The organism is Klebsiella sp. CB_Kp196 (assembly GCF_040061575.1).
In the GTDB taxonomy this organism is placed as follows: Bacteria; Pseudomonadota; Gammaproteobacteria; order Enterobacterales; family Enterobacteriaceae; genus Klebsiella; species Klebsiella michiganensis.
On record NZ_JBEAFH010000044.1, the window covers coordinates 70,263 to 96,651 of the forward strand.

Here is a 26,389-nt window from a genome sequence, read left to right on the forward strand (position 1 = left end):
AACAATCAAGCAAAGCGTAATGGAGCCATAAATGGTGGATGTACTGGTCATTGGCGGCGGCAATGCCGCGCTATGCGCCGCCTTAACCGCCCGGGAAGCTGGCGCGTCCGTGCTGCTGCTGGAGGCCGCGCCGCGGGAATGGCGAGGCGGCAACTCTCAGCACACGCGGAATCTTCGCTGTATGCACGATGCTCCGCAGGATGTTTTGGTCGACAGCTACCCGGAAGAAGAGTACTGGCAGGACCTGCTGCGCGTCACCGAGGGCAACACCAACGAAGCGCTGGCGCGCCTGGTGATCCGCACCTCATCGCAGTGCCGGGACTGGATGCGCCAGCACGGGGTTAACTTTCAGCCGCCGCTCTCCGGAGCCCTGCACGTGGCCCGCACCAACGCCTTTTTTATGGGCGGCGGCAAAGCTCTTATAAATGCCTATTACCGTAGCGCGGAGCAGATGGGCGTAAAGATCCGCTACAACACGCCGGTACAGGCGCTCGAATTAGATAACGGCGAATTCGTCGCCGCGCTGGCGGGCGAAGAGAGGATCGTCGCCAAAACCTGCGTCCTCGCCGCCGGCGGATTTGAATCTAACCGCGAGTGGCTGCATGAAGCATGGGGACAGAACGAGCGCGGTGAATGGCCAGCCGATAATTTTCTCATTCGCGGCACTCGTTTCAATCAGGGCGTGCTGCTCAAGTTTATGATTGACGCCGGGGCTGACATCATCGGCGATCCTTCGCAATCCCACTGCGTCGCCATTGACGCCCGGGCGCCGCTCTACGATGGCGGCATCTGCACGCGCGTGGACTGCGTATCGCTGGGGGTGGTCGTCAACCGCAACGCCGGGCGCTTTTATGATGAAGGGGAAGATTTCTGGCCCAAACGCTATGCCATCTGGGGCAGGCTGGTCGCCCACCAGCCGGGGCAAATCGGCTACTCGATCATCGACAGCAAAGCGATCGGCCACTTTATGCCGCCCGTTTTCCCCGGCGCCCAGGCCAATACCATTGAAGAGCTGGCTCGCCAGCTGGGGCTGGACGCGGAACGCCTGGCGCAAACCATCGCCCGCTACAATGCCGCCTGTACGCCGGGCCAGTTCGATCATACCCGCCTTGATAACTGCGCGACATCCGGCCTGACGCCGCCGAAAACCCACTGGGCGCGGCCCATCGATACCCCGCCCTACTACGGCTATGCCCTACGGCCGGGGATCACCTTTACCTACCTTGGGCTGTACGTTAATGAACGCGCCGCCGTCCATTTTGCGGGCAAGCCGAGCCGCAACCTGTTCGTCGCCGGCGAAATGATGGCCGGCAACGTGCTGGGCAAGGGGTATACCGCCGGCGTGGGCATGTCCATCGGTACGACGTTCGGCCGTATTGCCGGCCAGCAGGCCGCCCGCGCGGCACAGCAGGAGACACACCATGAAATCGCTTGAAATGCTGATCATTGACGCGCAAATCATCACCGAGTCGGAAGCGGAAGTTGAACGGGTGATGCAGGTCTGTAATGCCTGTCGCTATTGCGAAGGGTTTTGCGCCGTGTTTCCGGCCATGACCCAGCGCCTGGCTTTTGGCAAAGCGGATATAAACTACCTGGCCAACCTGTGCCATAACTGCGGCGCCTGCCTGCATGCCTGCCAGTACGCGCCTCCGCACGAGTTTGCCATTAATGTCCCGAAGGCGATGGCGGAAGTGCGCCTGGAGACCTATCAACACTATGCTCAGCCCGCGGCTTTCGGCAGCCTGTATCGTCGGGCCGGCGTAACCACGGTACTGGCGCTGGTCGGCGGGCTGATCCTCTTTCTGCTGCTGGCGATGGGGCTCAAAGGCTCCCTGCTTCATCCACCGCTGGCCGGCGATTTCTACCAGATTTTTCCCCATAACCTGCTGGCGTGGATGTTTGGCACGGTCTTCATACTGGCCATGGGGTTACTGATGGCCGGGGTGATCCGCTTCTGGCGCGAGATCTCGCCGGGTCAGCCTCAGGCCATCGACATCGCTGAAGCCTCGCATAATGCGCTCACGCTGAAGTATCTCGACGGCGGGCACGGTAAGGGCTGCAACGAGGCCGATGACGCGTTTACCCTGCTGCGCCGCCGTTTCCATCACTTTACCTTCTACGGGTTTCTGCTCTGTTTCGCCGCCACAGTGGTAGCCACGGGTTATCACTATATCGCCGGCTGGGAGGCCCCCTACCCGTTCTTCAGCGTACCGGTTGTGCTGGGCACGCTCGGCGGCATCGGCCTGCTGGTGGGCCCGGCGGGTTTGCTATGGCTGAACCTGCGCCGCTCGCCGCTGCACGGCGACCCGCGGCAAAAACCCATGGATCGCGGCTTTATTCTGCTGCTGCTGCTGACCAGCTTCACCGGCCTCGCCCTGCTGGCGGGACGAGACACCTCGTGGATGGGCATTCTGCTTGCCATTCACCTCGGCGTGGTCATGGCGCTGTTTTTGACCCTGCCATACGGAAAATTCGCCCACGGATTTTATCGCTGTGCGGCGTTACTCAAGTGGGCGATTGAGAAACGGCGCGGAAAACAGGCGGCAGTCGCAGGCGACTAGTCCGCTCATCTTACCTCTATAAAAACAAGATAAAGACAATGGAGAGCAACCCCTATGACGCAACCCTCATCGCGCGCCGGTACCTTTGGCGCCATTCTCCGCGTGACCAGCGGTAATTTTCTCGAACAATTCGACTTTTTTCTGTTTGGCTTTTACGCCACCTATATCGCCAGAACGTTCTTTCCGGCGGAGAGCGAGTTTGCGGCGTTAATGCTGACCTTCGCCGTGTTTGGTTCGGGCTTTCTGATGCGCCCCATCGGCGCGATAGTGCTGGGGGCCTATATTGACAGGATCGGACGGCGTAAAGGGCTGATGGTGACGCTGGCGATTATGGGCTGCGGGACGCTGCTGATAGCGCTGGTTCCCGGCTATCAAACCATCGGCATTCTCGCCCCCGTTCTGGTATTAGTGGGTCGCCTGCTGCAGGGATTCTCGGCGGGCGTCGAGCTCGGCGGCGTGTCGGTCTATCTGTCGGAAATCGCCACGCCGGGGAAAAAAGGGTTCTATACCAGCTGGCAATCCGCCAGCCAGCAGGTGGCTATCGTCTTCGCGGCGTTGATTGGTTATGCGCTGAATGAAACGCTCGGCCACGATGAGATTGCCGAATGGGGCTGGCGTATTCCCTTCTTTATTGGCTGTATGATTATTCCGCTGATTTTTGTGCTGCGGCGTTCGTTGCAGGAAACCGAAGCCTTTCTGCAGCGCAAGCATCGCCCTGACACGCGGGAGATCCTGAGCACGATTGCCAAAAACTGGCGCATCATCACGGCGGGGACCTTGCTGGTGGCGATGACTACCACCACCTTTTATTTTATTACCGTCTATACGCCGACCTACGGTAGAGCCGTTCTGCATCTGAGCGCCCGCGACAGTCTGCTGGTGACCATGCTGGTCGGCATCTCTAACTTTATCTGGTTACCGATTGGCGGCGCAATTTCTGACAGAATAGGCCGTCGGCCGGTGCTGATGGGCATAACCCTGCTGGCGCTGCTCACTACCTGGCCGGTCATGCACTGGCTCACCGCCGCGCCGGATTTCACCCGCATGACGCTGGTCCTGCTCTGGTTCTCGTTCTTCTTTGGTATGTATAACGGCGCGATGGTGGCCGCCCTGACGGAAGTGATGCCGGTCTACGTCCGCACCGTGGGTTTTTCACTGGCCTTTAGCCTCGCCACCGCGATCTTCGGCGGCCTGACGCCGGCCATTTCCACCGCGCTGGTCGAGATAACGGGCGATAAAAGCTCGCCGGGCTGGTGGCTGATGTGCGCCGCGCTATGCGGCCTGGCCGCTACCGCGATGCTCTTCGTACGCCTGGGCCGCGGCTACCAGCCGGCAGAAATACCCCGCTAAAATAGCAACGGGCGGAGTTGACGCTCCGCCCGTTTGCTTGCCGCCGTCTGGCTTAACGCGGCGTATTGTTGCTGTGGATCTCTTTCCAGATCTGGTCGCAGCGCGCCTCTACAGCCTGATCGTTCCCGGTTTTGCGCGCCTGGATACACTGCTGATAATCCAGCACCCGCACGCTTTCCTGGGTCGCGAACTGCTGATGCTGTTTCTCCTGCTTCAGCACGTTCAGTACGCTCTGACAGGCTTCAACTTTATCCGGATTGCCCTCTGCGGTATTAATGCAGGCGCTGTAGGCATCTTTTAACTTTGAGTCTTCCTTAGGCGCTGGCGACTGGGTACAGGCAACCAGACCTGCTGCCATAATGGCGACAAGTATTAACTTTTTCATCATGAACCTCGGGAAATTGCGGCGGGTTTCCCCCGCCGCAGTGGCATCAGAAAATGGTGAACGGAGCGATAACCATGAACTTCACGTCGCGCTCATCCTGGAAGATGTTGCCGTAACCACCGCTCCAGCTTGGGATATCGGAGTGGTTGTCGTATTGCGTAAAGTGGAGTTTGAACAGCGTGCCCTTAGCGCGTCCTTCCTGAACGGTGTACATGGCATCCAGGCTATAGGCGGACTCTTCCAGGCGTTTATCCGGGTTGTAGTACGCATCAGGCGAGGACATTCTCCCCGGCTTCGCATCCCAGGCATAAACGTAGGAGGCGCCGAAGGCCCAGCCCGGCATGTTCCAGTTCTTCATGTCATACATCGCGCCGAAGAACACCGCTTTTTCACCGTTGGCGTTGAAGTCCGAACGGTTATCCCACCAGATATCCAGTCGCCCGTTAGACGATGCGTAAGTTGGCGTCATACGCTGCAGGAAGTAGCCCTGCTGACCATCAGCTTTAACCCAGGTTCCTTCCAGACGCAGGTCCAGAACGTCGGCAACCTTATAGCCAAAGGTCAATGCCTGCAGCCACGCGGTACCGTCATAGATATCGTTAACCCCGCCGTTGCTGACCTTATCGCGGGTGCCGTAGAACTGATAGCTGGTGGTTAACGGCGTGCCTGCAACATCAAACTTATAGCTGGCCTTGGCAAAATACTGGTCGATATAACCCTGTGCCTGACCAAACGCCGCTTCCAGCACAAGGTCGTTTTTAAAATCATATTTGGCGCCAAGAGAGTGAAGGTAATCCACCTTGGTTTTCTTGTCGTTCTGGTAGAACTCATCCATCTCAATGTGCCACGGCGCTTTATATTCGTTCGTCCACATATAGGAGAAACTCAGCGCGCCCGCATCGCCGTAGTCAAAGTTCGCACCGGCTTCAGCCCCCTGATAGGTACCCGGCATAAAGCTCCAGTGCGGTGCCAGCAGCGTCTGGCCGGTTGGCTGAATATAGCCCGCGCGCGCCCAGGTCGGGCCAAATTTAAATTTTGCGGCTGCTTTATACAGGCTGATCCCGCTCTTATCGCCGGAATAGTCTTCATCGTAGGTTTTATTGCGCGAGGAGAAAGCGATTTCGTTCGGGTGACCGCTCTCGCTGCTTTCGCCCATTTCGATGGCGGTAAAGGCAGCAACGTCAATACCGAACATATCGGCGGCATAGCCGGACTGGAAGTCGAGGTTGGCGTTCCAGGTGGAGTGCGACAGGTTAGTTTTATATTTATCGCCGTCGGTCACATCTTTACGGTCGCGCTCACGCTGCCAGTAATAGATGCCGCCGGTTAACGTTGAATCATCAATGAACCCTTCTGCTTTTGCATCCGGCACCATTGCAAATCCTGACAGGGCTGTGACACCGGCAATAGCCAGCGCCAGCGTACTACGTTTGCCACTAAACGTACGCATATGCATATCCTCTTTGACGTTTTAAAGTGCGGTTACCAATGGCAACGCGCAAAAAAATAAAATAAGACTGCTTAAAAAGTGGTGCGGTAAAAATTCGCATAACCACTAGGTATAGACTATTTTTCGTGACGCGAATTATCAATCTCTTTCGCCGACCAAAGATGAAGATTATGACAAAGCGCACATAATTTATGTCTTTTTGTTTCAGTCGTAGATGTCACACTTTTTTCGGGTGAAGTGCTTGCAAAAAAAGAGAAAATTAGGGGAAATGAAAGCGATTACATATTTATATGCAATAGATGGAAAGGGTTAAAAAAAGCGGTTATTACAATCTGTAAACAAGATTAATTCGCATCGCAAAAATATGAGGATTTAATTCTCTGATTCTGAATAAAAAAAACGCCGCAGTAAGCGGCGTTCTCAATAACGGCGGGTAGCTACGCGCCGACTTTCGCCCATGTGTCGCGCAGACCGACGGTGCGGTTAAACACCAGCTGGGTTGCGGTTGCATAGCGGCTATCCAGGCAGAAATAACCTTCGCGCTCGAACTGATACGCTTTTTCCGGCTGCGCCTGCGCCAGGCTCGGCTCGGCAAAACCCTGTTTGATCACCAGCGACTCCGGATTCATCACCGAGAGGAAGTCCTCCGCCGCGCCCGGGTTCGGTACGCTGAACAGGCGATCGTACAGGCGGATTTCTACCGGCAGCGCGTGCGCCGCGCTCACCCAGTGAATCACGCCCTTCACCTTGCGGCCGTCGGCCGGATCTTTGCTCAGGGTATCGGCATCGTAGGTGCAGAAGATAGTGGTGATGTTGCCTTCCGCATCTTTCTCCACGCGCTCCGCTTTGATCACGTAAGCGTTACGCAGGCGAACTTCTTTGCCCAGCACCAGACGCTTGTACTGCTTGTTCGCTTCTTCGCGGAAGTCGGCGCGATCGATCCAGATTTCGCCGCTGAACGGCACCTCGCGGCTGCCCATCTCCGGTTTATTCGGATGATTCGGCATGGTCACGATTTCGCTGCCGCCCTGCGGATAGTTTTCGATAACCAGCTTAACCGGGTCGATAACGGCCATCGCGCGCGGGGCGTTTTCGTTCAGATCTTCACGGATGCAGGATTCCAGCGAAGCGATTTCGATGGTGTTGTCCTGCTTGGTCACGCCGATGCGTTTGCAGAACTCGCGGATGGATTCAGCGGTATAGCCGCGACGGCGCAGACCGGAAATGGTCGGCATACGCGGGTCATCCCAGCCCTCAACGTGCTTCTCGGTCACCAGCTGATTCAGCTTACGCTTGGACATCACGGTGTATTCGAGGTTGAGGCGCGAGAATTCATACTGGCGCGGATGCACGGGGATGCTGATGTTATCCAGCACCCAATCGTACAGGCGGCGGTTATCCTGGAACTCGAGAGTACACAGCGAGTGGGTAATCCCTTCCAGCGCATCGCTGATGCAGTGGGTAAAGTCGTACATCGGGTAGATGCACCACTTGCTTCCGGTCTGGTGATGGTCGGCAAACTTAATGCGGTACAGCACCGGATCGCGCATCACGATAAACGGAGAGGCCATGTCGATTTTCGCGCGCAGGCAGGCTTTACCTTCGGCAAATCCACCGCTGCGCATTTTTTCAAACAGCGCCAGGTTCTCTTCCACGCTGCGATCGCGGTACGGGCTATTTTTACCCGGCTCTTTCAGCGTGCCGCGGTACTCACGGATCTCTTCCGCTGACAGTTCGTCAACGTAGGCCAGACCTTTATTGATCAGTTCAACCGCATACTGGTGCAGCTGATCGAAATAATCAGACGAGTAGCAAACATCCCCGGACCAGTGGAAACCTAACCACTGCACGTCGTTTTTAATCGACTCAACGTATTCGATATCTTCCTTCACCGGGTTGGTGTCATCGAAACGCAGGTTGCATTGGCCCTGGTAATCCTGAGCGATACCAAAGTTCAGGCAAATAGACTTCGCGTGGCCAATGTGCAGATAGCCGTTCGGTTCCGGTGGAAAACGGGTATGAACGGTGGTGTGCTTACCAGTAGCCAGATCTTCATCAATGATCTGACGAATAAAGTTAGTCGGGCGGGCTTCTGCCTCACTCATCGTGGGTTCCTCAAAGCGTAAACAACGTATAACGGCACATGATCTTACAAGCAGGGCGTAGAGACAACTATTAGTTACGCAAAATAGCGATCGGAAGGAGATTATGGGGGTGTTTGCGGTAAAAAAAAGCGGCGCAGGTTTCGCTGCGCCGCTGAGGCATAAACGCCACTCAGGAGTCTTATTTGCCTTTAATTTCGTACAGCGGCGTCTGGCCTGCAACCACTTTACCGGTTGCCTGAATAACCAGCGCGCTGTAGTCGTCGCTATTGCTGCATACGACCGGGCTAATCATCGAGCGCGCGTTAGCGTTCAGGAACTCAAGATCCAGTTCCAGAATCGGCTGACCCGCTTTCACTTCCGCACCCTCTTCCACCAGACGTTTAAAGCCCTGGCCGTTAAGCGCGACGGTATCGATACCCATATGGACGACGATTTCCGCACCGTTTTCAGTTTCCAGACAGAAAGCATGGTTGGTGTTGAAAATCTTCACCACGGTGCCTGCCGCCGGCGCAACAACAATCTTATCGGTCGGTTTCACCGCCACGCCGTCGCCGACGGCTTTGCTGGCGAACGCTTCATCCGGTACCTGCTCCAGCGCTACAATGTCGCCGGTAATCGGCGAAACCAGCGCTTCGACGGTTTTCGCGTTAGCGACAGCCTGCGGTTTAGCAGCCTGAGCGGCTACGGGTGCGCTGTGAGACGCTGCAGCCGCCGCGGCAACCGGGCCACGGGCAACCACTTTCTTCATTTCATCGCCGACGGATTCGGCTTTCGCACCCACGATAACCTGGATGGTCTGCTTGTTCAGTTTAACCACACCGGAAGCGCCGAGGCGCTTACAGGCCGCGTCGTTAACCAGCGCAGAGTCCGCCACGGTCAGACGCAGACGGGTAATACAGGCATCAATCGCTTTCAGGTTATCCGTACCGCCGACCGCCGCGATGTAGTTGGTCGCCAGCTGGGTTAAACCTTCTTCGGTATTGCTGTTGGCCTCTTCAGTGACTACGTCATCCACTTTATCTTCACGACCCGGCGTTTTCAGATTGAACATGCGGATTACCGCGCTGAACAACAGGAAGTAGATAACAAAGAACACAACGCCCATCACAATCAGCATCCAGACGTTTTTACTGGCTGCCGGCAGGCTGTACATCAGCACATAGTCGATGGCGCCTGCAGAGAAAGAGAAGCCCGCGTGGATACCCAGCGCCGTCGCAACGAACAGGCTGATACCGGTCAGGATGGCGTGCAGGAGATACAGCAGCGGCGCCAGGAACATGAACAGGAATTCCAGCGGCTCAGTCACACCGGTCAGGAATGCGGTGATGGCAACCGACAGCAGCATACCTCCGACCATCGGACGACGCTCTTTCGGGGCCGCGAAATACATCGCCAGCGCCGCACCCGGCAGACCGAACATCATGATCGGGAAGAAGCCGGACATGAACATCCCCGCGGTGCCGTCACCCGCATAGAAGCGGTTGATATCACCGTGGAACACGGCGCCAGCAGCGTTGGTGAATTCACCAATCTGGAACCAGGCGATGGTGTTCAGCACCTGATGCAGACCCGTCGGGATCAGCAGACGGTTGATGAAACCAAAGATACCGGAGCCGAGCGCGCCCGCGCCCACAATCCATTCACCACCTGCATGGATGGCGTTCTGCACCGGCGGCCAGACGTAGCCGAAGATGGCTGCCAGCACCAGGCAGAAGAAGCCGGTTGCGATAGGTACAAAGCGTTTGCCGCCGAAGAAGCTCAGGAAGTCAGGCAGTTTGATACCCGACCAGCGGTTATAGACGGCACCGCCAACCAGACCGGTAATGATACCCGCCAGGACGCCCATGTTGATGGCCGGGTTGATGGTGACCATCGCTTTCGTCAACACGAAGTAACCTACCGCCCCCGCCAGCGCTGCGGCACCGGCGCTGTCTTTCGACCAGCTGGATGCGACGCCGATAGCGAAAATCAGCGCCAGGTTGTCAAAGATTGCCCCGCCCGCCTGGGCGATAAACGAAATGTTAAGCAGATCCGGTTGACCGAATCGCAGCAGCAGCGCCGCGACCGGTAGCACTGCGATAGGGAGCTGTAACGCCCTACCGAGTCGCTGAAAAAAACCTAAAATATTCATCTTATTCCCCCTATGAGACCCCGATAAGGCTCATTAAAGCCACTTTATTATTGTGTAACCTGGTTAAATTTTTAACTTACCTGCAAAGTGTCTGAAAAATTAATTCGTCTCGCAAATTAAATGGGTATTTTTTGTGACAATAGTCACCAAATATCGTATTCACCTCCGCCTTTGACTGGCTAACAACGAAAACTTATTTTATCATTCAAAAAATCAACACGGATTGACCCCGCTCGGCGCAGTTGCTGCGATACTCTTAATAGTATGCTGGCGCCAATCCGCCAGGTTCTAATTTAACTATAGAGGTGAACAATGAGACTGATCCCCCTGGTAACAGCTGAACAAGTCGGTAAATGGGCTGCCCGGCATATCGTTAACCGCATCAATGCGTTCAAACCGACTGCGGACCGTCCGTTTGTCCTGGGCCTGCCTACCGGCGGTACGCCTCTGACCGCTTATAAAGCCCTGGTTGAGATGCACAAAGCAGGCCAGGTTAGCTTTAAGCATGTTGTCACCTTCAACATGGATGAGTACGTTGGGCTGCCGAAAGAGCATCCGGAAAGCTATCATAGCTTTATGCATCGCAACTTCTTTGATCACGTTGATATCCCGGCGGAAAATATTAACCTGCTGAATGGTAACGCGCCGGATATTGATGCAGAATGCCGTCGCTATGAAGAAAAAATTCGTTCTTACGGTAAAATCCACCTGTTTATGGGCGGCGTGGGTAACGATGGCCACATCGCTTTCAACGAACCAGCCTCTTCTTTGGCTTCACGCACACGCATCAAAACCCTGACCCATGATACTCGCGTAGCGAATTCCCGTTTCTTCGACGGTGACGTTGACCAGGTGCCTAAGTACGCGCTGACCGTTGGCGTGGGCACGCTGCTGGACGCGGAGGAAGTGATGATTCTGGTGCTGGGTCATCAGAAAGCGCTGGCGCTGCAGGCGGCGGTGGAAGGCAACGTAAACCATATGTGGACCATTACCTGTCTGCAGCTGCACCCGAAAGCGGTTGTGGTCTGCGATGAGCCGTCCACCATGGAACTGAAAGTTAAGACACTGAAATATTTCAACGAGTTAGAAGCCGAAAATATCAAAGGTCTGTAATGTAGTCTCGTCCCGCGGCTGCCCCCGCGGGACAACCATTTTTGACAACCGGGGGTCGTAATGTATGCATTAACCCAAGGCCGGATTTATACCGGTCATGAAATTCTGGATGACCATGCGATTGTTATCGCCAATGGCCTTATCGAACGTATCTGTCCTCAGACTGAACTGCCCACCGGGATCGAACAGCGCTCGGTTGATGGCGCGATCCTTGCCCCCGGTTTTATCGACGTCCAGCTTAACGGCTGCGGCGGCGTGCAGTTCAACGACACGGCGGACGCGGTCACCGTTGAAACGCTGGAGATTATGCAGAAGGCCAATGAACGCTCCGGCTGCACCAGCTATCTGCCCACGCTGATCACCTCCAGCGACGACCTGATGAAACAGGGCGTACGCGTGATGCGCGAATACCTGCAAAAACATCCTAACCAGGCGCTGGGTCTGCATCTTGAAGGCCCGTGGCTGAATATTGTTAAAAAAGGCACCCACAACCCGGACTACGTACGCAAACCGGATGCCGCGCTGGTGGATTTCCTGTGCGAAAACGCGGACGTGATAACCAAAATCACGCTTGCGCCGGAACGGGTGGAACCGGAGGTTATCCGCAAACTGGTGGCCGCCGGCATCATCGTCTCCGCCGGTCACTCCAACGCGACGCTTAAAGAAGCGAAAATCGGTTTCCGCGCCGGGATTACCTTTGCTACCCATCTGTTTAACGCCATGCCGTATATTACCGGCCGTGAGCCGGGCCTGGCTGGCGCGATTTTCGACGAGCCGGATGTCTACTGCGGCATCATCGTCGATGGTATGCACGTCGATTTCGCTAACGTGCGCCTCGCTAAACGCTTGAAAGGCGACAAGCTGTGTCTGGTTACCGACGCGACGGCGCCGGCGGGTGCCAATATTGAGCAGTTCATTTTTGCCGGTAAAACAATATACTACCGGAACGGCCTGTGCGTAGATGAGAACGGTACCCTCAGCGGCTCTTCATTGACCATGATTGAAGGGGTGCGTAACCTCGTTGAGCATTGCGGCATCGCGCTGGATGAAGTGTTGCGTATGGCGACGCTCTACCCTTCCCGCGCCATTGGCGTAGACAAACAGTTAGGCAGCATTGCCCCGGGGATGGTCGCTAACCTGACCGCATTCACCCGTGATTATAAAATCACCAAGACCATCGTTAATGGTAACGAGGTCGTCACTGAGTAAGTAAAAGTATGACAGCAGGCGGACAGGCTCAAATTGGTAACGTCGATCTCGTAAAACAGCTGAACAGCGCGGCCGTCTATCGGCTCATCGATCAGCACGGCCCCATCTCGCGTATCCAGATTGCGGAACAAAGCCAGCTTGCCCCTGCCAGCGTAACCAAAATTACGCGTCAGCTTATTGAACGCGGACTGATCAAAGAAGTCGATCAGCAGGCCTCCACCGGGGGCCGCCGCGCCATCTCCATTGTTGCCGAAACCCGCGGCTTCCACGCCATCGGCGTACGCCTTGGCCGCTACGACGCCACCCTGACCCTCTATGATTTAAGCAGCAAGACTCTTGAAGAAGAGCACTACCCGCTGCCGGAAAGAACCCAGGAAACGCTGGAACACGCCCTGCTTAACATCATCGCCACCTTTATGGAGAGCTGTCAGCGTAAAATCCGCGAGCTGATCGCCATTTCGGTGATCCTGCCGGGGCTGGTCGATCCGGAAAGCGGCGTCATTCGCTATATGCCGCATATTCAGGTGGAAAACTGGGGGCTGGTTGAAGCGCTGGAAAAACGCTTTAAAGTTACCTGCTACGTCGGCCACGATATTCGTAGCCTCGCGCTGGCGGAGCACTACTTTGGTGCGAGCCACGACTGTGAAGACTCCATTCTGGTGCGCGTACATCGCGGAACCGGCGCAGGGATCATCTCCAACGGGCGGATTTTTATTGGCCGTAACGGTAACGTCGGGGAAATCGGCCATATCCAGGTCGACCCGTTAGGCGAGCGCTGCCACTGCGGTAACTTCGGCTGTCTGGAAACCGTCGCCGCCAATGCCGCTATTGAACATCGCGTTCGTCATCTGCTGGAACAGGGTTATCAGAGCAAAATCTCCCTCGATGACTGTTCGATCAAAACGATCTGCAAAGCCGCGAATAAAGGCGATGCGCTGGCCTGTGAGGTGATCGAGCACGTTGGCCGCCATCTGGGTAAAACCATCGCTATCGCCATTAACCTGTTTAATCCGCAAAAAGTGGTGATTGCCGGGGAGATCGTGGAAGCGGAAAAAGTCCTTCTGCCGGCAATCGAAGGCTGTATTAATACCCAGGCGCTGAAGGCGTTTCGCAAAAACCTGCCGGTAGTGCGATCCACGCTCGATCATCGCTCAGCCATTGGCGCTTTTGCCCTGGTAAAGCGTGCGATGCTCAACGGGACTCTGCTCCAGCGTTTGCTGGAAAGCTAAAGCCGCTTTATAGTTTCGCCTTTCTCCAACGATGTCGGACAGTTCATGACCATTCAAAACGTAATTTGTGATATTGACGGCGTGCTGATGCACGACAATGTGGCCGTGCCGGGCGCCGCTGAATTCATCAAACGCATACTCGAGAAAGAGATGCCGCTGGTGATGCTGACCAACTACCCTTCTCAAACCGGTCAGGATCTGGCAAACCGCTTTGCGACGGCGGGAATCGATGTTCCTGATACCGCCTTTTATACCTCAGCAATGGCCACGGCGGATTTTCTGCGTCGCCAGGAAGGCAAAAAAGCCTATGTGGTCGGGGAAGGCGCGCTGATTCACGAACTGTACAAAGCCGGCTTTACCATCACCGACGTCAATCCGGATTTTGTTATCGTCGGTGAGACGCGCTCCTTTAACTGGGAGATGATGCATAAGGCCGCTTTTTTTGTCGCCAACGGCGCGCGCTTTATCGCCACTAACCCGGATACCCACGGTCGCGGCTACTACCCGGCCTGCGGGGCGCTGTGCGCCGGTATAGAAAAAATCTCCGGTCGTAAGCCGTTCTACGTGGGGAAACCGAGCCCGTGGATTATCCGCTCCGCGCTCAATAAAATGCAGGCGCATTCGGAACAGACGGTGATCGTCGGCGATAACCTGCGAACGGATATTCTGGCGGGCTTCCAGGCCGGTCTGGAAACCATTCTGGTGCTTTCGGGCGTTGCCACGCTCGATGATATCGACAGCATGCCGTTCCGCCCTTCCTGGATTTATCCCTCCGTTGCGGAAATCGATATCTTCTAAATAAAACCACGTCCTGCGACGTGGTTTCTTATTTCTAAGCCTCTCCTGAACGCTTTTATCTAAAAAAAAAGCGCCATCACTAAATATTCAGCAACAAAAGTGCTCAAAACGTACTCTTTTTTCACTATTCGACAATCACAATTGCATTATTTCCTTTTACTGCCGTAAACCCCTTGCGCCCTCCGCGCCTTTGCGGCATTTTCTCAAAGCATGCACTGAGGCTTCGCAATAAGACGAAGTCTGCACAACATCAAACAAGACAGGGTAACGGAGAAGGCTATGTGTTCGATTTTTGGCGTACTGGATATTAAAACTGACGCGGGTGAGCTGCGTAAAAAGGCACTGGAGCTTTCCCGACTGATGCGCCACCGTGGTCCGGACTGGTCCGGCGTCTATGCCTGTGATAAAGCCATCCTGGCGCATGAACGCCTGTCAATCGTCGACGTCAACGCCGGCGCGCAGCCGCTGTATAACGCCGCTAAAACTCACGCTCTCGCCGTCAACGGTGAAATCTACAACCACCAGGCGCTGCGCGCGGAATACGGCGACCGCTATGCGTTCCAGACCGGTTCCGACTGCGAAGTTATCCTCGCGCTATATCAGGAAAAAGGCCCGGACTTACTCGACGATTTGCAGGGGATGTTTGCTTTCGCTCTCTACGACAGCGAAAAAGACGCGTATCTGATTGGTCGCGACCACATCGGCATCATCCCGCTGTATATGGGTCACGACGAACACGGCAACTTCTACGTTGCCTCTGAAATGAAAGCGCTGGTTCCGGTTTGCCGCACGATTAAAGAGTTCCCGGCAGGCAGCTACCTGTGGAGCAAAGATGGCGAAATCCGCGAGTACTACCAGCGCGACTGGTTCGACTACGACGCGGTCAAAGACAACGTCACGGACAAAAACGAACTGCGTCAGGCGCTGGAAGAATCGGTGAAAAGCCACCTGATGTCCGATGTTCCGTACGGCGTACTGCTCTCCGGAGGCCTGGATTCATCGGTGATTTCCGCCATCACCAAAAAATATGCCGCGCGCCGCGTCGAAGATCAGGAAAAATCAGAAGCCTGGTGGCCGCAGCTGCACTCCTTCGCCGTCGGCCTGGAGGGCGCCCCCGATCTGAAAGCAGCGCAGGAAGTGGCTAACCATCTGGGTACCGTACACCACGAGATCCACTTTACGGTGCAGGAAGGCCTGGACGCGATTCGCGATGTTATCTATCACATTGAAACCTACGACGTGACGACGATTCGCGCGTCAACGCCAATGTATCTGATGTCGCGTAAAATCAAAGCCATGGGCATCAAAATGGTGCTGTCCGGCGAAGGTTCTGACGAAGTATTTGGCGGCTACCTCTATTTCCATAAAGCGCCCAACGCCAAAGAGCTGCACGAAGAGACCGTGCGCAAACTGCAGGCGCTGCATATGTTTGACTGCGCTCGCGCCAACAAAGCGATGTCCGCCTGGGGCGTTGAAGCGCGCGTCCCGTTCCTGGATAAGAAATTCCTCGACGTGGCAATGCGTATTAACCCGCAGGATAAAATGTGCGGCAACGGTAAAATGGAAAAACATGTCCTGCGTGAATGTTTTGAATCTTACCTGCCGGCGAGCGTCGCCTGGCGCCAGAAAGAACAGTTCTCTGATGGCGTTGGTTACAGCTGGATCGATACCTTAAAAGAAGTGGCCGCTGAACAGATTTCCGATCGGCAGCTGGAAACCGCCAGCTTCCGCTTCCCGTACAACACGCCTTCCTCGAAAGAAGCGTATCTGTACCGTGAGATTTTCGAAGAGCTGTTCCCGGTACCGAGCGCGGCCGAATGCGTTCCTGGCGGCCCTTCCGTCGCATGCTCTTCAGCAAAAGCGATTGAGTGGGACGAATCTTTCAAAAAAATGAACGATCCGTCGGGACGCGCGGTTGGCGTACACCAGTCGGCCTACTAACCGACGCTGTTTTCAAAACGGACTCTTCGGGGTCCGTTTTTGTTTTGTGCCTTATTTAAGCCGTTAAAAACGATAAATAACCAATAATTGCCGATTATTGCACCACGCTGTTCGCAACCTAACCAAACAGTTACGTTCAGTCCATTTTCGATGAAAAAGGGGTTGACGCTTCAAGGCTCAATACGCATAATGCGCCCCGCAACGCCGATAAGGTAACGCGCAAAAAGATGGCTACGTAGCTCAGCTGGTTAGAGCACATCACTCATAATGATGGGGTCACAGGTTCAAATCCCGTCGTAGCCACCATCTTTTTTGCGGGAGTGGCGAAATTGGTAGACGCACCAGATTTAGGTTCTGGCGCCGCAAGGTGTGCGAGTTCAAGTCTCGCCTCCCGCACCATTTACTCGTTCGCGTTGCGGTAAAAGATTTTTGTTGGGGTATCGCCAAGCGGTAAGGCACCGGTTTTTGATACCGGCATTCCCTGGTTCGAATCCAGGTACCCCAGCCATATTTTCGATGTTTGCGGTTCACCGCGACGGTATTGGGGTATCGCCAAGCGGTAAGGCACCGGTTTTTGATACCGGCATTCCCTGGTTCGAATCCAGGTACCCCAGCCATCGAAAATAGAGTAAGATTTTGGCTACGTAGCTCAGCTGGTTAGAGCACATCACTCATAATGATGGGGTCACAGGTTCGAATCCCGTCGTAGCCACCATACAAAGGAATTATTGATTCAGTTCGATAAATCCAAAAGAATTGTTGGGGTATCGCCAAGCGGTAAGGCTCTGGTTTCTGATACCAGCATTCCGAGGTTCGAATCCTCGTACCCCAGCCAATTTTAAAAGTCGCCCACGCTGTGCGCGCACCCGTTGGAGTATCTCCAGGCGCTAAGCCACCGGTTTGACCCCGGTACGAAATGGTCAACGTAAAATTGGGGTATCGCCAAGCGGTAAGGCACCGGATTCTGATTCCGGCATTCCGAGGTTCGAATCCTCGTACCCCAGCCAACAAAAAGCAAAAAGCTCGCTTCGGCGGGCTTTTTGCTTTATGAATTCCGAAAAAAGCTGACCTGAAGTGTACCTCGTTCTCAGCTCTGATAAATTACAGAGTCAATGAGTAAAAGGATTTACGATGAACTATCAGGTTTTCCCTCTCTTTACCCGCACCATAACCTTGCTCTTTTTTCTGATCGGCTTCGCTTTCTGCCTGTTCGGGATTTCAGCCTTACTAACCTACAGCATCGTGGTTGGTTTGTTTTTTCCCGTCGGCATATCCATGCGCCTGCATCGGCTCAACGAAACGGGCCTCGCGCTAACGCTCACCGAGGATACCCGCTGGATAACCTACATTCATGGCTTCCCGGCTAAGGAGCAGAGAGACGTCATTAAGAATCCCTGTTTTTGGTCAACAGAAAGAACGCGGCAATTTTTTCTTCGCTGCTTTGCGAGCAAGATGATTCTTCAGGCAGCATGTATCGCCATCCTTGCCTGTGATGTTCTGTCTTCCGAAGGCGACGCGGTAACTGCCATCCTTGCGCTGCTGGCGCTGCTGTTCCTGCTCTATATGTCAGGTAAAAGCGCCTATTCCTTCTATTTGCTCGCCACGAATCAGTGGCAGTGCGAATCCCTGACAACCTCTGGCGGCAGTATCTGGTATCAGGGATTCTTGCCCAAAAAAGAGGGTAAAGACACGCTGTTTGCGCGATTATTTTGAATGCGGATTATAGCCCCAACGCGTATTTCAACGCCTGACGCTTCAGTCCGCCGGCGCGCTCGGCCGCCATCAGCCCAATGTTTCTCAGCATACGCACCGGGGGCAGATCGTTGCTAAACCCGGCGTAAAACAGATCCATCCCAGACTGCATAATAAAGTTGTCCGCCTGACGGCGCGTCTGGTAGCGCTTAAGTACCGGCAGGCTGGCCCACTCTTCGCCGTGGGCTTTTGCTCTGCCAAGAATATCGAGCAGCGCATCGACATCGCGATAGCCGAGGTTAACTCCCTGCCCCGCCAGCGGATGAATGGTGTGCGCAGCATCGCCCACCAGCGCCAGCCCCGGCTTAACATACTGCAATGCGTGGCGGCGGGTGAGCGGGAAGGCGCCCGCGCTCAGCGGCGTAATCTCTCCCAGCCGCGACGGGAAGTGGCGAGTAATTTCCTGCTGTAGCTGAGCCATGCTCATGCCCTGCAGCTGGCGGATCCGCGCCGGCGCGTCGTACCACACCAGCGAGGCCCAATGATCGAACAGCGGTAAAAACGCGCGCGGCCCCGCCGGTGTGAACTGCTGCCAGGTGCTGTCGCCGGGATCGTCCGCACACTGTACGCTGATCAACATACAGGATTGCTGATACTGCCACGCGTGGATGCCGATTCCGGCCAGCTGACGCACCTGCGAACTGGCGCCGTCCGCACCCACCACCAGCCGCGCATCAAGCTGGCTGCCGTCGGTCAGCGTTAAGGAGGCGTACGTTTCTTCCCGACGCATCTCCTGGAGCGATGTCCCCACCTGCAGCGATATGCGCTCATGGGCTTCCAGCGCCTGCCACAGGGCTCGCTGCAGGACGTTATTCTCCACCATATAGCCCAGTTCCGGCAGCTTCAGCTCCGCGGCATTGAAGACAACATGGGCGCTTTCCCACTCCCAGGTTTCTAGCTGGCGGTACGCATGGGCGCGCATGGACCGCACGCTGTCCCAGACGCCGAGGCCTCTCAGCAGCCCTACCGATGACGCGCTGATTGCCGAAATACGCACGTCAGGCGGTGAAGACGCATCAAAAACCGGTGGCGCGTTTTTTTCAATGACCGTCACCGTAAAGCCCAGCTGCGCCAGGCCAAGCGCGAGCGCGCCGCCAACCATTCCGCCGCCGACGATAACGACATCTGTTGCATGAATTGTCATGGCTATTATCCTTAAACCCGAATCCCCTCAGTTTACCGGATTTTTATTCGGCTTGTGGTGATTACGGTCGTACTGGTCAGGGCGCGGTCAAAGCATTACAATACGCGCCCTGCAATCCTGGCTTTATATCCGTCACCCTTCACATTGCAGAGCAACATCCGGTGAAGACGCTGACTTTGGGTATACCTAATTAAGCATGAGCAAGTCGATGACAAAAAAACTCCATATTAAAACCTGGGGCTGTCAGATGAACGAATACGATTCATCAAAGATGGCCGATCTGCTGGATGCCACCCACGGGTATCAACTCACTGAAGTGGCGGAAGAAGCGGATGTGCTGCTGCTCAATACCTGCTCAATCCGTGAGAAGGCTCAGGAAAAAGTATTCCATCAGCTAGGACGCTGGAAGCTGCTGAAAGAGAAGAATCCCAACCTGATCATCGGCGTTGGCGGCTGCGTGGCCTCTCAGGAAGGCGACCATATTCGCCAGCGCGCCCACTACGTCGATATTATTTTTGGGCCGCAGACCCTGCACCGTCTGCCGGAAATGATCAACTCGGTACGAGGCAACCGCAGCCCGGTCGTCGATATCAGCTTCCCGGAAATCGAAAAATTCGACCGCCTGCCGGAACCGCGCGCCGAAGGCCCAAGCGCCTTTGTTTCCATCATGGAAGGCTGCAACAAGTACTGCACCTACTGCGTGGTGCCCTACACCCGCGGTGAGGAAGTGAGCCGCCCAAGCGACGATATCCTGTTTGAAATCGCCCAGCTTGCGGCTCAGGGCGTGCGTGAAGTCAACCTGCTCGGGCAGAACGTAAACGCCTGGCGCGGGGAAAACTATGACGGCACCACCGGTAGCTTTGCCGATCTCCTGCGTCTGGTTGCGGCGATCGACGGTATCGACCGGATCCGCTTTACCACCAGCCATCCCATCGAGTTCACCGACGATATCATTGAGGTTTACCGCGATACGCCGGAGCTGGTCAGCTTCCTGCACCTGCCGGTACAGAGCGGCTCCGACCGCGTACTGAACCTGATGGGCCGAACCCACACGGCGCTGGAATATAAAGCGATTATCCGCAAACTGCGCGCGGCGCGTCCGGATATTCAGATCAGCTCCGACTTCATCGTCGGCTTCCCTGGCGAAACCACCCAGGATTTCGAGCAGACCATGAAGCTGATTGCCGATGTGAATTTCGATATGAGCTACAGCTTCATCTTCTCCGCGCGTCCGGGAACACCGGCGGCCGATATGGTTGACGACGTTCCGGAAGAGGACAAGAAGCAGCGTCTGTATATTCTGCAGGAGCGCATCAACCAGCAGGCGATGGCCTGGAGCCGCCGTATGCTCGGCACCGTGCAGCGCATTCTGGTGGAAGGCACCTCACGTAAGAGCATCATGGAGCTGTCTGGCCGCACCGAAAATAACCGCGTGGTGAACTTCGAAGGCTCGCCTGAGATGATCGGCAAGTTTGTCGATGTCGAGATCACCGACGTCTGGACAAACTCCCTGCGCGGTAAAGTGGTGCGCACCGAGGACGAAATGGGTCTGCGCATCGCGGAAACCCCGGAGTCGGTGATTGCCCGCACCCGTAAAGAAAACGATCTTGGCGTCGGTATCTACCAGCCTTAATCCGTTCAGGCCTGCCGGCTCCGGCAGGCCTTGTATTTCCTCTCCTGAACCCAATATCTATAGCGATGCTTGCGCCATATTCCGATGACGTGAATAATTTCCTGACCGGCTATCTTCCGGCTATCTATGTATAAGAGGAACAGCTTGAATACAGACACTCGCGAAATCACCCTTGAGCCCGCGGACAACGCCCGTCTGCTGAGCCTGTGCGGCCCGTTTGATGACAACATTAAACAGCTGGAACGCCGCCTCGGCATCGAGATTAACCGTCGTGACAACCACTTTAAACTGACCGGTCGGCCGATTTGCGTCACCGCTGCGGCGGATATCCTGCGCAGTCTGTACGTCGATACCGCGCCGATGCGCGGCGAAATCCAGGATATTGAACCGGAACAAATTCATCTGGCGATCAAAGAAGCCCGCGTGCTGGAGCAGAGCGCCGAAAGCGTGCCGGACTACGGTAAGGCCATCAATATCAAAACCAAGCGCGGCGTGATTAAGCCGCGTACGCCGAATCAGGCGCAGTACATCGCCAATATTCTCGACCACGACATTACCTTCGGCGTCGGCCCTGCCGGGACCGGGAAAACCTACCTGGCGGTCGCCGCCGCGGTAGACGCGCTGGAGCGCCAGGAGATCCGCCGTATTCTTCTGACCCGTCCGGCGGTTGAGGCCGGCGAAAAACTGGGCTTCCTGCCCGGTGATTTGAGCCAGAAAGTCGATCCGTACCTGCGGCCCCTTTACGACGCGCTGTTCGAGATGCTCGGCTTCGAGAAAGTCGAAAAGTTGATTGAGCGCAACGTGATTGAAGTCGCGCCGCTGGCCTATATGCGCGGCCGTACGCTGAACGATGCGTTTATCATTCTCGACGAAAGCCAGAACACGACCATTGAACAGATGAAAATGTTCCTGACCCGTATCGGCTTTAACTCTAAGGCGGTCATTACCGGCGACGTCACGCAGATTGACCTGCCGCGCAGCACCAAATCGGGCCTGCGCCACGCGATTGAAGTGCTGGCGGAAGTCGATGAGATCAGCTTTAACTTCTTCCATAGCGAAGACGTCGTGCGCCACCCGGTGGTCGCCCGCATCGTTAACGCCTATGAAGCCTGGGAAGAAGCAGACCAGAAACGTAAAGCAGAACTGGCCGCCGAGCGCAAACGCGAAGCCCAGGAACAGGAGCATAAATGAGTCAGGTCATTCTCGATTTACAGCTGGCTTGCGAAGATAACAGCGGAATGCCGGATGAAGCCCTGTTTCAGCGCTGGGTCGATAGCGTTATCCCGCAGTTTCAGGAAGAGTCGGAGCTGACGATTCGCCTGGTTGATGAAGCGGAAAGCCACGAGCTGAACCTGACCTATCGCGGGAAGGACAAACCGACTAACGTGCTCTCTTTCCCGTTCGAAGCCCCGCCGGGTATCGAAATGCCGCTGCTTGGCGACCTGGTCATCTGCCGTCAGGTGGTTGAACAGGAAGCGAAAGAGCAAGGTAAACCGCTGGAAGCGCACTGGGCGCATATGGTGGTCCACGGTAGCCTGCATCTTTTGGGCTATGACCACATCATTGATGAAGAAGCGGAAGAGATGGAATCCCTCGAAACAGAGATAATGCTTGCTCTGGGCTATGAGGATCCGTACATTGCCGAGAAGGAATAACCCGTTGCCGGCTTTGCCGGCGACTGGCCGCTATGCCGGGCGCTGAGTATACGCGTGACGAGCGACTATTTAACTAACATGAGAACCCATACGACGCCATGAGCGACGACAATTCACACAGTAGCGACACAGTAAACAGCAAAAAGGGATTCTTCTCCCTGTTACTCAGCCAGCTCTTTCACGGTGAACCCAAGAATCGTGACGAACTGCTGGCGCTGATCCGTGATTCCGGGCAAAACGACCTTATCGACGAAGATACGCGCGATATGCTCGAAGGGGTAATGGATATCGCCGACCAGCGCGTCCGCGACATCATGATCCCCCGCTCGCAGATGATTACCCTGAAACGCAACCAGACGCTGGACGAGTGCCTCGATGTGATCATCGAATCGGCCCACTCGCGTTTCCCGGTGATCAGCGAAGATAAAGATCACATCGAAGGGATTCTGATGGCCAAAGATCTGCTGCCGTTTATGCGCAGCGATGCCGAAGCCTTCAGCATGGAAAAAGTGTTGCGTCCGGCGGTTGTCGTGCCCGAGAGCAAGCGGGTTGACCGCATGCTGAAGGAGTTTCGCTCCCAACGTTATCATATGGCTATCGTTATCGATGAGTTTGGCGGCGTCTCAGGTCTGGTGACCATTGAAGACATCCTTGAGCTCATCGTCGGTGAAATAGAAGACGAATACGACGAAGAAGAAGATATCGATTTCCGTCAGCTGAGCCGCCACACGTGGACGGTGCGCGCGCTGGCCTCAATCGAAGATTTCAACGAAGCGTATGGCACCCACTTCAGCGATGAAGAGGTCGACACCATCGGCGGTCTGGTCATGCAGGCGTTTGGTCATCTGCCTGCCCGCGGCGAGTCTATCGACATTGATGGTTACCAATTCAAGGTCGCAATGGCTGACAGTCGACGTATTATTCAGGTACATGTAAAGCTTCCTGATGATGCCCCGCAGCCGAAGCTGGAAGACTAATCCAACGGGACGATTAACCTAAATGGTATTTGCCTCTCTTATTGAACGCCAGCGCGTACGTTTGCTGCTGGCGCTGTTATTCGGAGCCAGCGGAACGCTGGCTTTTTCACCTTATGACTTCTGGCCCGCAGCCCTTATTTCGTTAATTGGCCTGCAAGGTTTAACCCTCAACCGACGTCCCCTGCAAAGCGCCGCGATTGGCTATTTCTGGGGATTAGGGCTGTTCGGCTCCGGTATTAACTGGGTCTACGTGAGCATCGCGCAGTTCGGCGGTATGCCCGGTCCGGTCAACGTTTTCCTGGTGGTTCTGCTGGCGGCCTATCTGTCGCTCTATACCGGATTATTTGCCGGCATTCTTTCGCGCCTGTGGCCGAAAACCAGCTGGATACGCGTTGCCATCGCCGCCCCGGTGATATGGCAGGTTACCGAGTTTCTGCGCGGCTGGGTGCTGACCGGCTTCCCGTGGCTACAGTTCGGCTACAGTCAGATTGACGGCCCGCTCAAAGGCCTGGCGCCCGTGATGGGCGTTGAGGCGATTAACTTCCTGCTGATGCTCGTCAGCGGCCTGCTGGTATTGGCTATCGCGCAGCGTAACTGGAAGCCGCTGATTGCCGCCGTCGTGCTGTTCGCCCTGCCCTTCCCGCTTCGCTACATTCAGTGGTATCAACCGCTGCCGGCGCGCGCGACCACGGTTTCGCTGGTACAGGGCGATATCCCCCAGGCGATGAAATGGGACCAGAATCAGCTACTCAACACCCTGAAAACCTATCTGGATCTCACCCAGCCGCATATGGGTAAATCGCAGCTGATCGTCTGGCCGGAGTCCGCGATTCCGGATCTGGAAATTAACCAGCAGCGCTTCCTCAGCATGATGGACGACCTGATGCGGTCGAAAAATAGCTCGCTGATCACCGGCATCGTCGATGCGCGTCTGAACGCGCGGAATCGCTACGATACGTACAACACCATTATTACGCTGGGCAAAGATAACCCATACAGCTACGACTCAAAGAATCGCTACAACAAGAATCATCTGGTGCCGTTTGGTGAGTTTGTGCCGCTGGAATCGATTCTGCGTCCGCTGGCGCCGTTCTTCGACCTGCCAATGTCCTCTTTCAGCCGCGGGCCGTACGTGCAGCCGCAGCTGGTGGCGCATAATATGCGTCTGACGGCGGCTATCTGCTACGAGATCATTCTTGGCGAGCAGGTGCGGGATAACTTCCGCCCGGATACGGATTTTCTGTTAACCATTTCGAATGACGCATGGTTCGGCAAATCTATCGGCCCGTGGCAGCACTTCCAGATGGCGCGAATGCGCGCGCTGGAGCTGGCCCGTCCGCTGCTGCGCAGCACCAATAACGGCATTACCGCGGTCATCGGCCCACGCGGTGAAATACAGGAGATGATCCCGCAGTTCACCCGCGCCGTATTAACCACCAAAGTGACCCCAACGGCAGGACTGACGCCGTACGCGCGTACGGGGAACTGGCCGCTGTGGGCGTTAACCGCCTTGTTTGGCTTTGCTGCGCTGCTGATGAGCCTGCGCCAGCGCCGTCAATAATTGCTTCTCCCGCGGCGGCACTCGTCGCCGCGGTCATCTCCCCTTCTTATCCATTCTGGCACGACCATTGCTTAATAAATACATGTCGCAACGCGATCCTCGGGGGTACAACCCGGTTGCACCACCACCGATCGTCAGGCGGCGCTATTTTGGTGCAATGGGGGATTTTTGCCTTTAAATGGTGCGGTGCGCTTCGCAAAAATCAACAATATAAGAGCAAAATCTTTACATTAAGCCAAACTAAATGCTAACAAACACATACAAATGCTGCACGCAAAGACGGCAGCGATAAAAAAGCACACACATTCACAATGGGTATCAATAGCGTCTGACGGCGCTGAGGATAAGGAGTCGGATATGCAATTACGTAAACTGGCCGCAGCAATGCTGGTCATGGGCCTCACCGCTGGGGTGGCGCATGCAGAAGATGCGGCATCCACCGCTGGCCAGAGCACTCTGGATAAAATTGCCAAAAACGGCGTTATCGTCGTTGGTCACCGTGAATCATCCGTTCCGTTCTCTTACTATGACAACAAGCAGCAGGTCGTTGGCTACTCTCAGGACTACTCGAATGCGATCGTTGATGCCATCAAGAAGAAGCTGAACAAACCGGATCTGCAGGTCAAACTGATCCCTGTCACCTCACAAAACCGTATTCCGCTGCTGCAAAACGGCACGTATGATTTCGAATGCGGCTCCACCACCAACAACCTTGAACGCCAGAAACAGGCGGCCTTCTCCGATACGATTTTCGTCGTCGGTACCCGTCTGCTGGTGAAAAAAGGCGGCGCGATTAAAGATTTCCCGGACCTGAAGGATAAAGCCGTCGTCGTCACCTCCGGCACCACCTCCGAAATTCTGCTGCACAAGCTGAACGACGAGAAAAAAATGAATATGCGAATTATCAGCGCAAAAGATCACGGTGACTCTTTCCGTACTCTGGAAAGCGGTCGCGCGGTGGCCTTTATGATGGATGACGCGCTGCTGGCGGGCGAACGTGCGAAAGCGAAAAAACCGGATAACTGGGAGATTGTCGGTACCGCTCAGTCTCAGGAAGCCTACGGCTGCATGCTGCGCAAAGATGACCCGCAGTTCAAAACGCTGGTCGATGAGACGGTCGCCCAGGTTCAGACCTCCGGTGAAGCCGAAAAATGGTTCGATAAGTGGTTTAAAAATCCTATTCCGCCAAAGAACCTGAATATGAACTTTGAACTCTCTGACGAGATGAAAGCGCTGTTCAAATCACCTAACGATAAAGCTCTTAACTAATTAAAAAAACAAAGGGCGGGGAATCCTGCCCTCCCGATTGTTGCTACGGCGCGGACAGACTATACGGCGGCTGGTCGTTCCCCAGCGGCCGCGAATACCGAAACAGGCTGAGCAACAATCTTCGAG

General features: G+C 55.4%; 20 protein-coding genes and 7 tRNA genes. 22 read left to right on the forward strand and 5 right to left on the reverse strand.

Annotated features, from left to right (window positions below; translation table 11 throughout):
- The first annotated feature begins 31 nt into the window (after positions 1-31).
- The 3 genes from tcuA to ABLU87_RS13455 are packed head-to-tail and all read left to right on the forward strand — an operon-like array spanning position 32 to position 3,911.
- Positions 32-1,435 carry an FAD-dependent tricarballylate dehydrogenase TcuA gene (gene tcuA / locus ABLU87_RS13445; RefSeq protein ID WP_122117051.1) on the forward strand — a complete coding sequence of 468 codons (1,404 nt, stop codon included), beginning with the start codon at positions 32-34 and terminating at the stop codon, positions 1,433-1,435.
- Positions 1,422-2,561, forward strand: a complete 1,140-nt coding sequence (tcuB, locus tag ABLU87_RS13450) for a tricarballylate utilization 4Fe-4S protein TcuB (RefSeq protein WP_014228417.1) — start codon at positions 1,422-1,424, stop codon at positions 2,559-2,561. The genes tcuA and tcuB overlap by 14 nt, the downstream gene beginning before the upstream one ends.
- A gap of 54 nt (positions 2,562-2,615) precedes the next feature.
- The gene (locus ABLU87_RS13455) at positions 2,616-3,911 is read left to right on the forward strand and encodes an MFS transporter (RefSeq protein WP_014228416.1); all 1,296 of its coding nucleotides are present in this window, start codon (positions 2,616-2,618) and stop codon (positions 3,909-3,911) included.
- Positions 3,912-3,963: 52 nt separating this feature from the next.
- On the opposite strand, the gene chiQ is transcribed toward ABLU87_RS13455, so the two are convergent.
- The 4 genes from chiQ to nagE form a co-directional block, all read right to left on the reverse strand.
- Complete coding sequence (chiQ, locus tag ABLU87_RS13460) at positions 3,964-4,296, reverse strand: ChiQ/YbfN family lipoprotein (protein ID WP_004848843.1); 333 nt, start codon at positions 4,294-4,296, stop codon at positions 3,964-3,966.
- 46 nt (positions 4,297-4,342) lie between these two features.
- Positions 4,343-5,746, reverse strand: coding sequence for a chitoporin (gene chiP, locus ABLU87_RS13465; RefSeq protein ID WP_004130464.1), 1,404 nt, complete (start codon positions 5,744-5,746; stop codon positions 4,343-4,345).
- A 437-nt stretch (positions 5,747-6,183) separates the two neighbouring features.
- Positions 6,184-7,851, reverse strand: a complete 1,668-nt coding sequence (gene glnS / locus ABLU87_RS13470) for a glutamine--tRNA ligase (RefSeq protein ID WP_004848839.1) — start codon at positions 7,849-7,851, stop codon at positions 6,184-6,186.
- Positions 7,852-8,029: 178 nt separating this feature from the next.
- Positions 8,030-9,982, reverse strand: a complete 1,953-nt coding sequence (gene nagE / locus ABLU87_RS13475) for a PTS N-acetyl glucosamine transporter subunit IIABC (protein WP_004848836.1) — start codon at positions 9,980-9,982, stop codon at positions 8,030-8,032.
- A 312-nt stretch (positions 9,983-10,294) separates the two neighbouring features.
- On the opposite strand from nagE, the gene nagB reads away from it, so the two are divergent.
- From nagB to ABLU87_RS13540, 13 genes are all read left to right on the forward strand, one after another.
- Complete coding sequence (gene nagB, locus ABLU87_RS13480) at positions 10,295-11,095, forward strand: glucosamine-6-phosphate deaminase (protein ID WP_004130458.1); 801 nt, start codon at positions 10,295-10,297, stop codon at positions 11,093-11,095.
- Between the two features lie 60 nt (positions 11,096-11,155).
- Positions 11,156-12,304 (forward strand): N-acetylglucosamine-6-phosphate deacetylase, encoded by a 1,149-nt coding sequence (gene nagA / locus ABLU87_RS13485; protein ID WP_014228413.1) that lies wholly within the window; start codon positions 11,156-11,158, stop codon positions 12,302-12,304.
- 8 nt (positions 12,305-12,312) lie between these two features.
- Positions 12,313-13,533 carry an N-acetylglucosamine repressor gene (locus ABLU87_RS13490; protein ID WP_025106389.1) on the forward strand — a complete coding sequence of 407 codons (1,221 nt, stop codon included), beginning with the start codon at positions 12,313-12,315 and terminating at the stop codon, positions 13,531-13,533.
- Between the two features lie 45 nt (positions 13,534-13,578).
- Positions 13,579-14,331 (forward strand): HAD-IIA family hydrolase, encoded by a 753-nt coding sequence (locus ABLU87_RS13495; RefSeq protein WP_004100215.1) that lies wholly within the window; start codon positions 13,579-13,581, stop codon positions 14,329-14,331.
- Positions 14,332-14,610: 279 nt separating this feature from the next.
- Positions 14,611-16,272, forward strand: coding sequence for an asparagine synthase B (gene asnB, locus ABLU87_RS13500; protein WP_196942102.1), 1,662 nt, complete (start codon positions 14,611-14,613; stop codon positions 16,270-16,272).
- 229 nt (positions 16,273-16,501) lie between these two features.
- Positions 16,502-16,578, forward strand: a tRNA-Met gene (locus ABLU87_RS13505).
- Positions 16,579-16,586: 8 nt separating this feature from the next.
- Positions 16,587-16,671, forward strand: a tRNA-Leu gene (locus ABLU87_RS13510).
- 34 nt (positions 16,672-16,705) lie between these two features.
- Positions 16,706-16,780 (forward strand) — tRNA-Gln (locus tag ABLU87_RS13515).
- Between the two features lie 34 nt (positions 16,781-16,814).
- Positions 16,815-16,889 (forward strand) — tRNA-Gln (locus ABLU87_RS13520).
- Positions 16,890-16,910: 21 nt separating this feature from the next.
- Positions 16,911-16,987 (forward strand) — tRNA-Met (locus tag ABLU87_RS13525).
- Between the two features lie 45 nt (positions 16,988-17,032).
- A tRNA-Gln gene (locus ABLU87_RS13530) sits at positions 17,033-17,107 on the forward strand.
- A gap of 97 nt (positions 17,108-17,204) precedes the next feature.
- Positions 17,205-17,279: transfer RNA gene (locus ABLU87_RS13535), tRNA-Gln, on the forward strand.
- Positions 17,280-17,403: 124 nt separating this feature from the next.
- On the forward strand, positions 17,404-17,985 hold the full coding sequence (locus ABLU87_RS13540; RefSeq protein ID WP_025106391.1) for a hypothetical protein: 582 nt from the start codon (positions 17,404-17,406) through the stop codon (positions 17,983-17,985).
- 7 nt (positions 17,986-17,992) lie between these two features.
- Here ABLU87_RS13540 and ubiF read toward each other — a convergent pair whose 3' ends face one another.
- Positions 17,993-19,168, reverse strand: coding sequence for a 3-demethoxyubiquinol 3-hydroxylase (gene ubiF, locus ABLU87_RS13545; RefSeq protein WP_025106392.1), 1,176 nt, complete (start codon positions 19,166-19,168; stop codon positions 17,993-17,995).
- Positions 19,169-19,376: 208 nt separating this feature from the next.
- Here ubiF and miaB point away from each other — a divergent pair, with 208 nt between their 5' ends.
- The 6 genes from miaB (at position 19,377) to ABLU87_RS13575 (ending at position 26,263) form a co-directional block, all read left to right on the forward strand.
- Complete coding sequence (gene miaB, locus ABLU87_RS13550) at positions 19,377-20,801, forward strand: tRNA (N6-isopentenyl adenosine(37)-C2)-methylthiotransferase MiaB (protein WP_004111391.1); 1,425 nt, start codon at positions 19,377-19,379, stop codon at positions 20,799-20,801.
- A gap of 144 nt (positions 20,802-20,945) precedes the next feature.
- Positions 20,946-21,992, forward strand: coding sequence for a PhoH family protein (locus ABLU87_RS13555; protein WP_004134159.1), 1,047 nt, complete (start codon positions 20,946-20,948; stop codon positions 21,990-21,992).
- Positions 21,989-22,456 (forward strand): rRNA maturation RNase YbeY, encoded by a 468-nt coding sequence (ybeY, locus tag ABLU87_RS13560; protein WP_004130446.1) that lies wholly within the window; start codon positions 21,989-21,991, stop codon positions 22,454-22,456. The genes ABLU87_RS13555 and ybeY overlap by 4 nt, the downstream gene beginning before the upstream one ends.
- A gap of 98 nt (positions 22,457-22,554) precedes the next feature.
- Positions 22,555-23,433: a CNNM family magnesium/cobalt transport protein CorC gene (corC, locus tag ABLU87_RS13565; RefSeq protein ID WP_004130445.1), complete on the forward strand. Its 879-nt coding sequence runs from the start codon at positions 22,555-22,557 to the stop codon at positions 23,431-23,433.
- Between the two features lie 22 nt (positions 23,434-23,455).
- Positions 23,456-24,994, forward strand: a complete 1,539-nt coding sequence (gene lnt, locus ABLU87_RS13570; protein WP_025106393.1) for an apolipoprotein N-acyltransferase — start codon at positions 23,456-23,458, stop codon at positions 24,992-24,994.
- A gap of 357 nt (positions 24,995-25,351) precedes the next feature.
- A complete protein-coding gene (locus ABLU87_RS13575; protein WP_004848819.1) occupies positions 25,352-26,263 on the forward strand; it encodes an amino acid ABC transporter substrate-binding protein in 912 nt (303 codons plus the stop codon).
- Positions 26,264-26,389: the final 126 nt, after the last annotated feature.

Bases quoted from the DNA above. Each gene is read 5' to 3' on its own strand.
- tcuA (WP_122117051.1), top strand. From the start codon at position 32: ATGGTGGATGTACTGGTCATTGGCGGCGGCAATGCCGCGCTATGCGCC.
- tcuB (WP_014228417.1), top strand. From the start codon at position 1,422: ATGAAATCGCTTGAAATGCTGATCATTGACGCGCAAATCATCACCGAG.
- ABLU87_RS13455 (WP_014228416.1), top strand. From the start codon at position 2,616: ATGACGCAACCCTCATCGCGCGCCGGTACCTTTGGCGCCATTCTCCGC.
- chiQ (WP_004848843.1), bottom strand. From the start codon at position 4,296: ATGAAAAAGTTAATACTTGTCGCCATTATGGCAGCAGGTCTGGTTGCC.
- chiP (WP_004130464.1), bottom strand. From the start codon at position 5,746: ATGCGTACGTTTAGTGGCAAACGTAGTACGCTGGCGCTGGCTATTGCC.
- glnS (WP_004848839.1), bottom strand. From the start codon at position 7,851: ATGAGTGAGGCAGAAGCCCGCCCGACTAACTTTATTCGTCAGATCATT.
- nagE (WP_004848836.1), bottom strand. From the start codon at position 9,982: ATGAATATTTTAGGTTTTTTTCAGCGACTCGGTAGGGCGTTACAGCTC.
- nagB (WP_004130458.1), top strand. From the start codon at position 10,295: ATGAGACTGATCCCCCTGGTAACAGCTGAACAAGTCGGTAAATGGGCT.
- nagA (WP_014228413.1), top strand. From the start codon at position 11,156: ATGTATGCATTAACCCAAGGCCGGATTTATACCGGTCATGAAATTCTG.
- ABLU87_RS13490 (WP_025106389.1), top strand. From the start codon at position 12,313: ATGACAGCAGGCGGACAGGCTCAAATTGGTAACGTCGATCTCGTAAAA.
- ABLU87_RS13495 (WP_004100215.1), top strand. From the start codon at position 13,579: ATGACCATTCAAAACGTAATTTGTGATATTGACGGCGTGCTGATGCAC.
- asnB (WP_196942102.1), top strand. From the start codon at position 14,611: ATGTGTTCGATTTTTGGCGTACTGGATATTAAAACTGACGCGGGTGAG.
- ABLU87_RS13540 (WP_025106391.1), top strand. From the start codon at position 17,404: ATGAACTATCAGGTTTTCCCTCTCTTTACCCGCACCATAACCTTGCTC.
- ubiF (WP_025106392.1), bottom strand. From the start codon at position 19,168: ATGACAATTCATGCAACAGATGTCGTTATCGTCGGCGGCGGAATGGTT.
- miaB (WP_004111391.1), top strand. From the start codon at position 19,377: ATGACAAAAAAACTCCATATTAAAACCTGGGGCTGTCAGATGAACGAA.
- ybeY (WP_004130446.1), top strand. From the start codon at position 21,989: ATGAGTCAGGTCATTCTCGATTTACAGCTGGCTTGCGAAGATAACAGC.
- corC (WP_004130445.1), top strand. From the start codon at position 22,555: ATGAGCGACGACAATTCACACAGTAGCGACACAGTAAACAGCAAAAAG.
- lnt (WP_025106393.1), top strand. From the start codon at position 23,456: ATGGTATTTGCCTCTCTTATTGAACGCCAGCGCGTACGTTTGCTGCTG.
- ABLU87_RS13575 (WP_004848819.1), top strand. From the start codon at position 25,352: ATGCAATTACGTAAACTGGCCGCAGCAATGCTGGTCATGGGCCTCACC.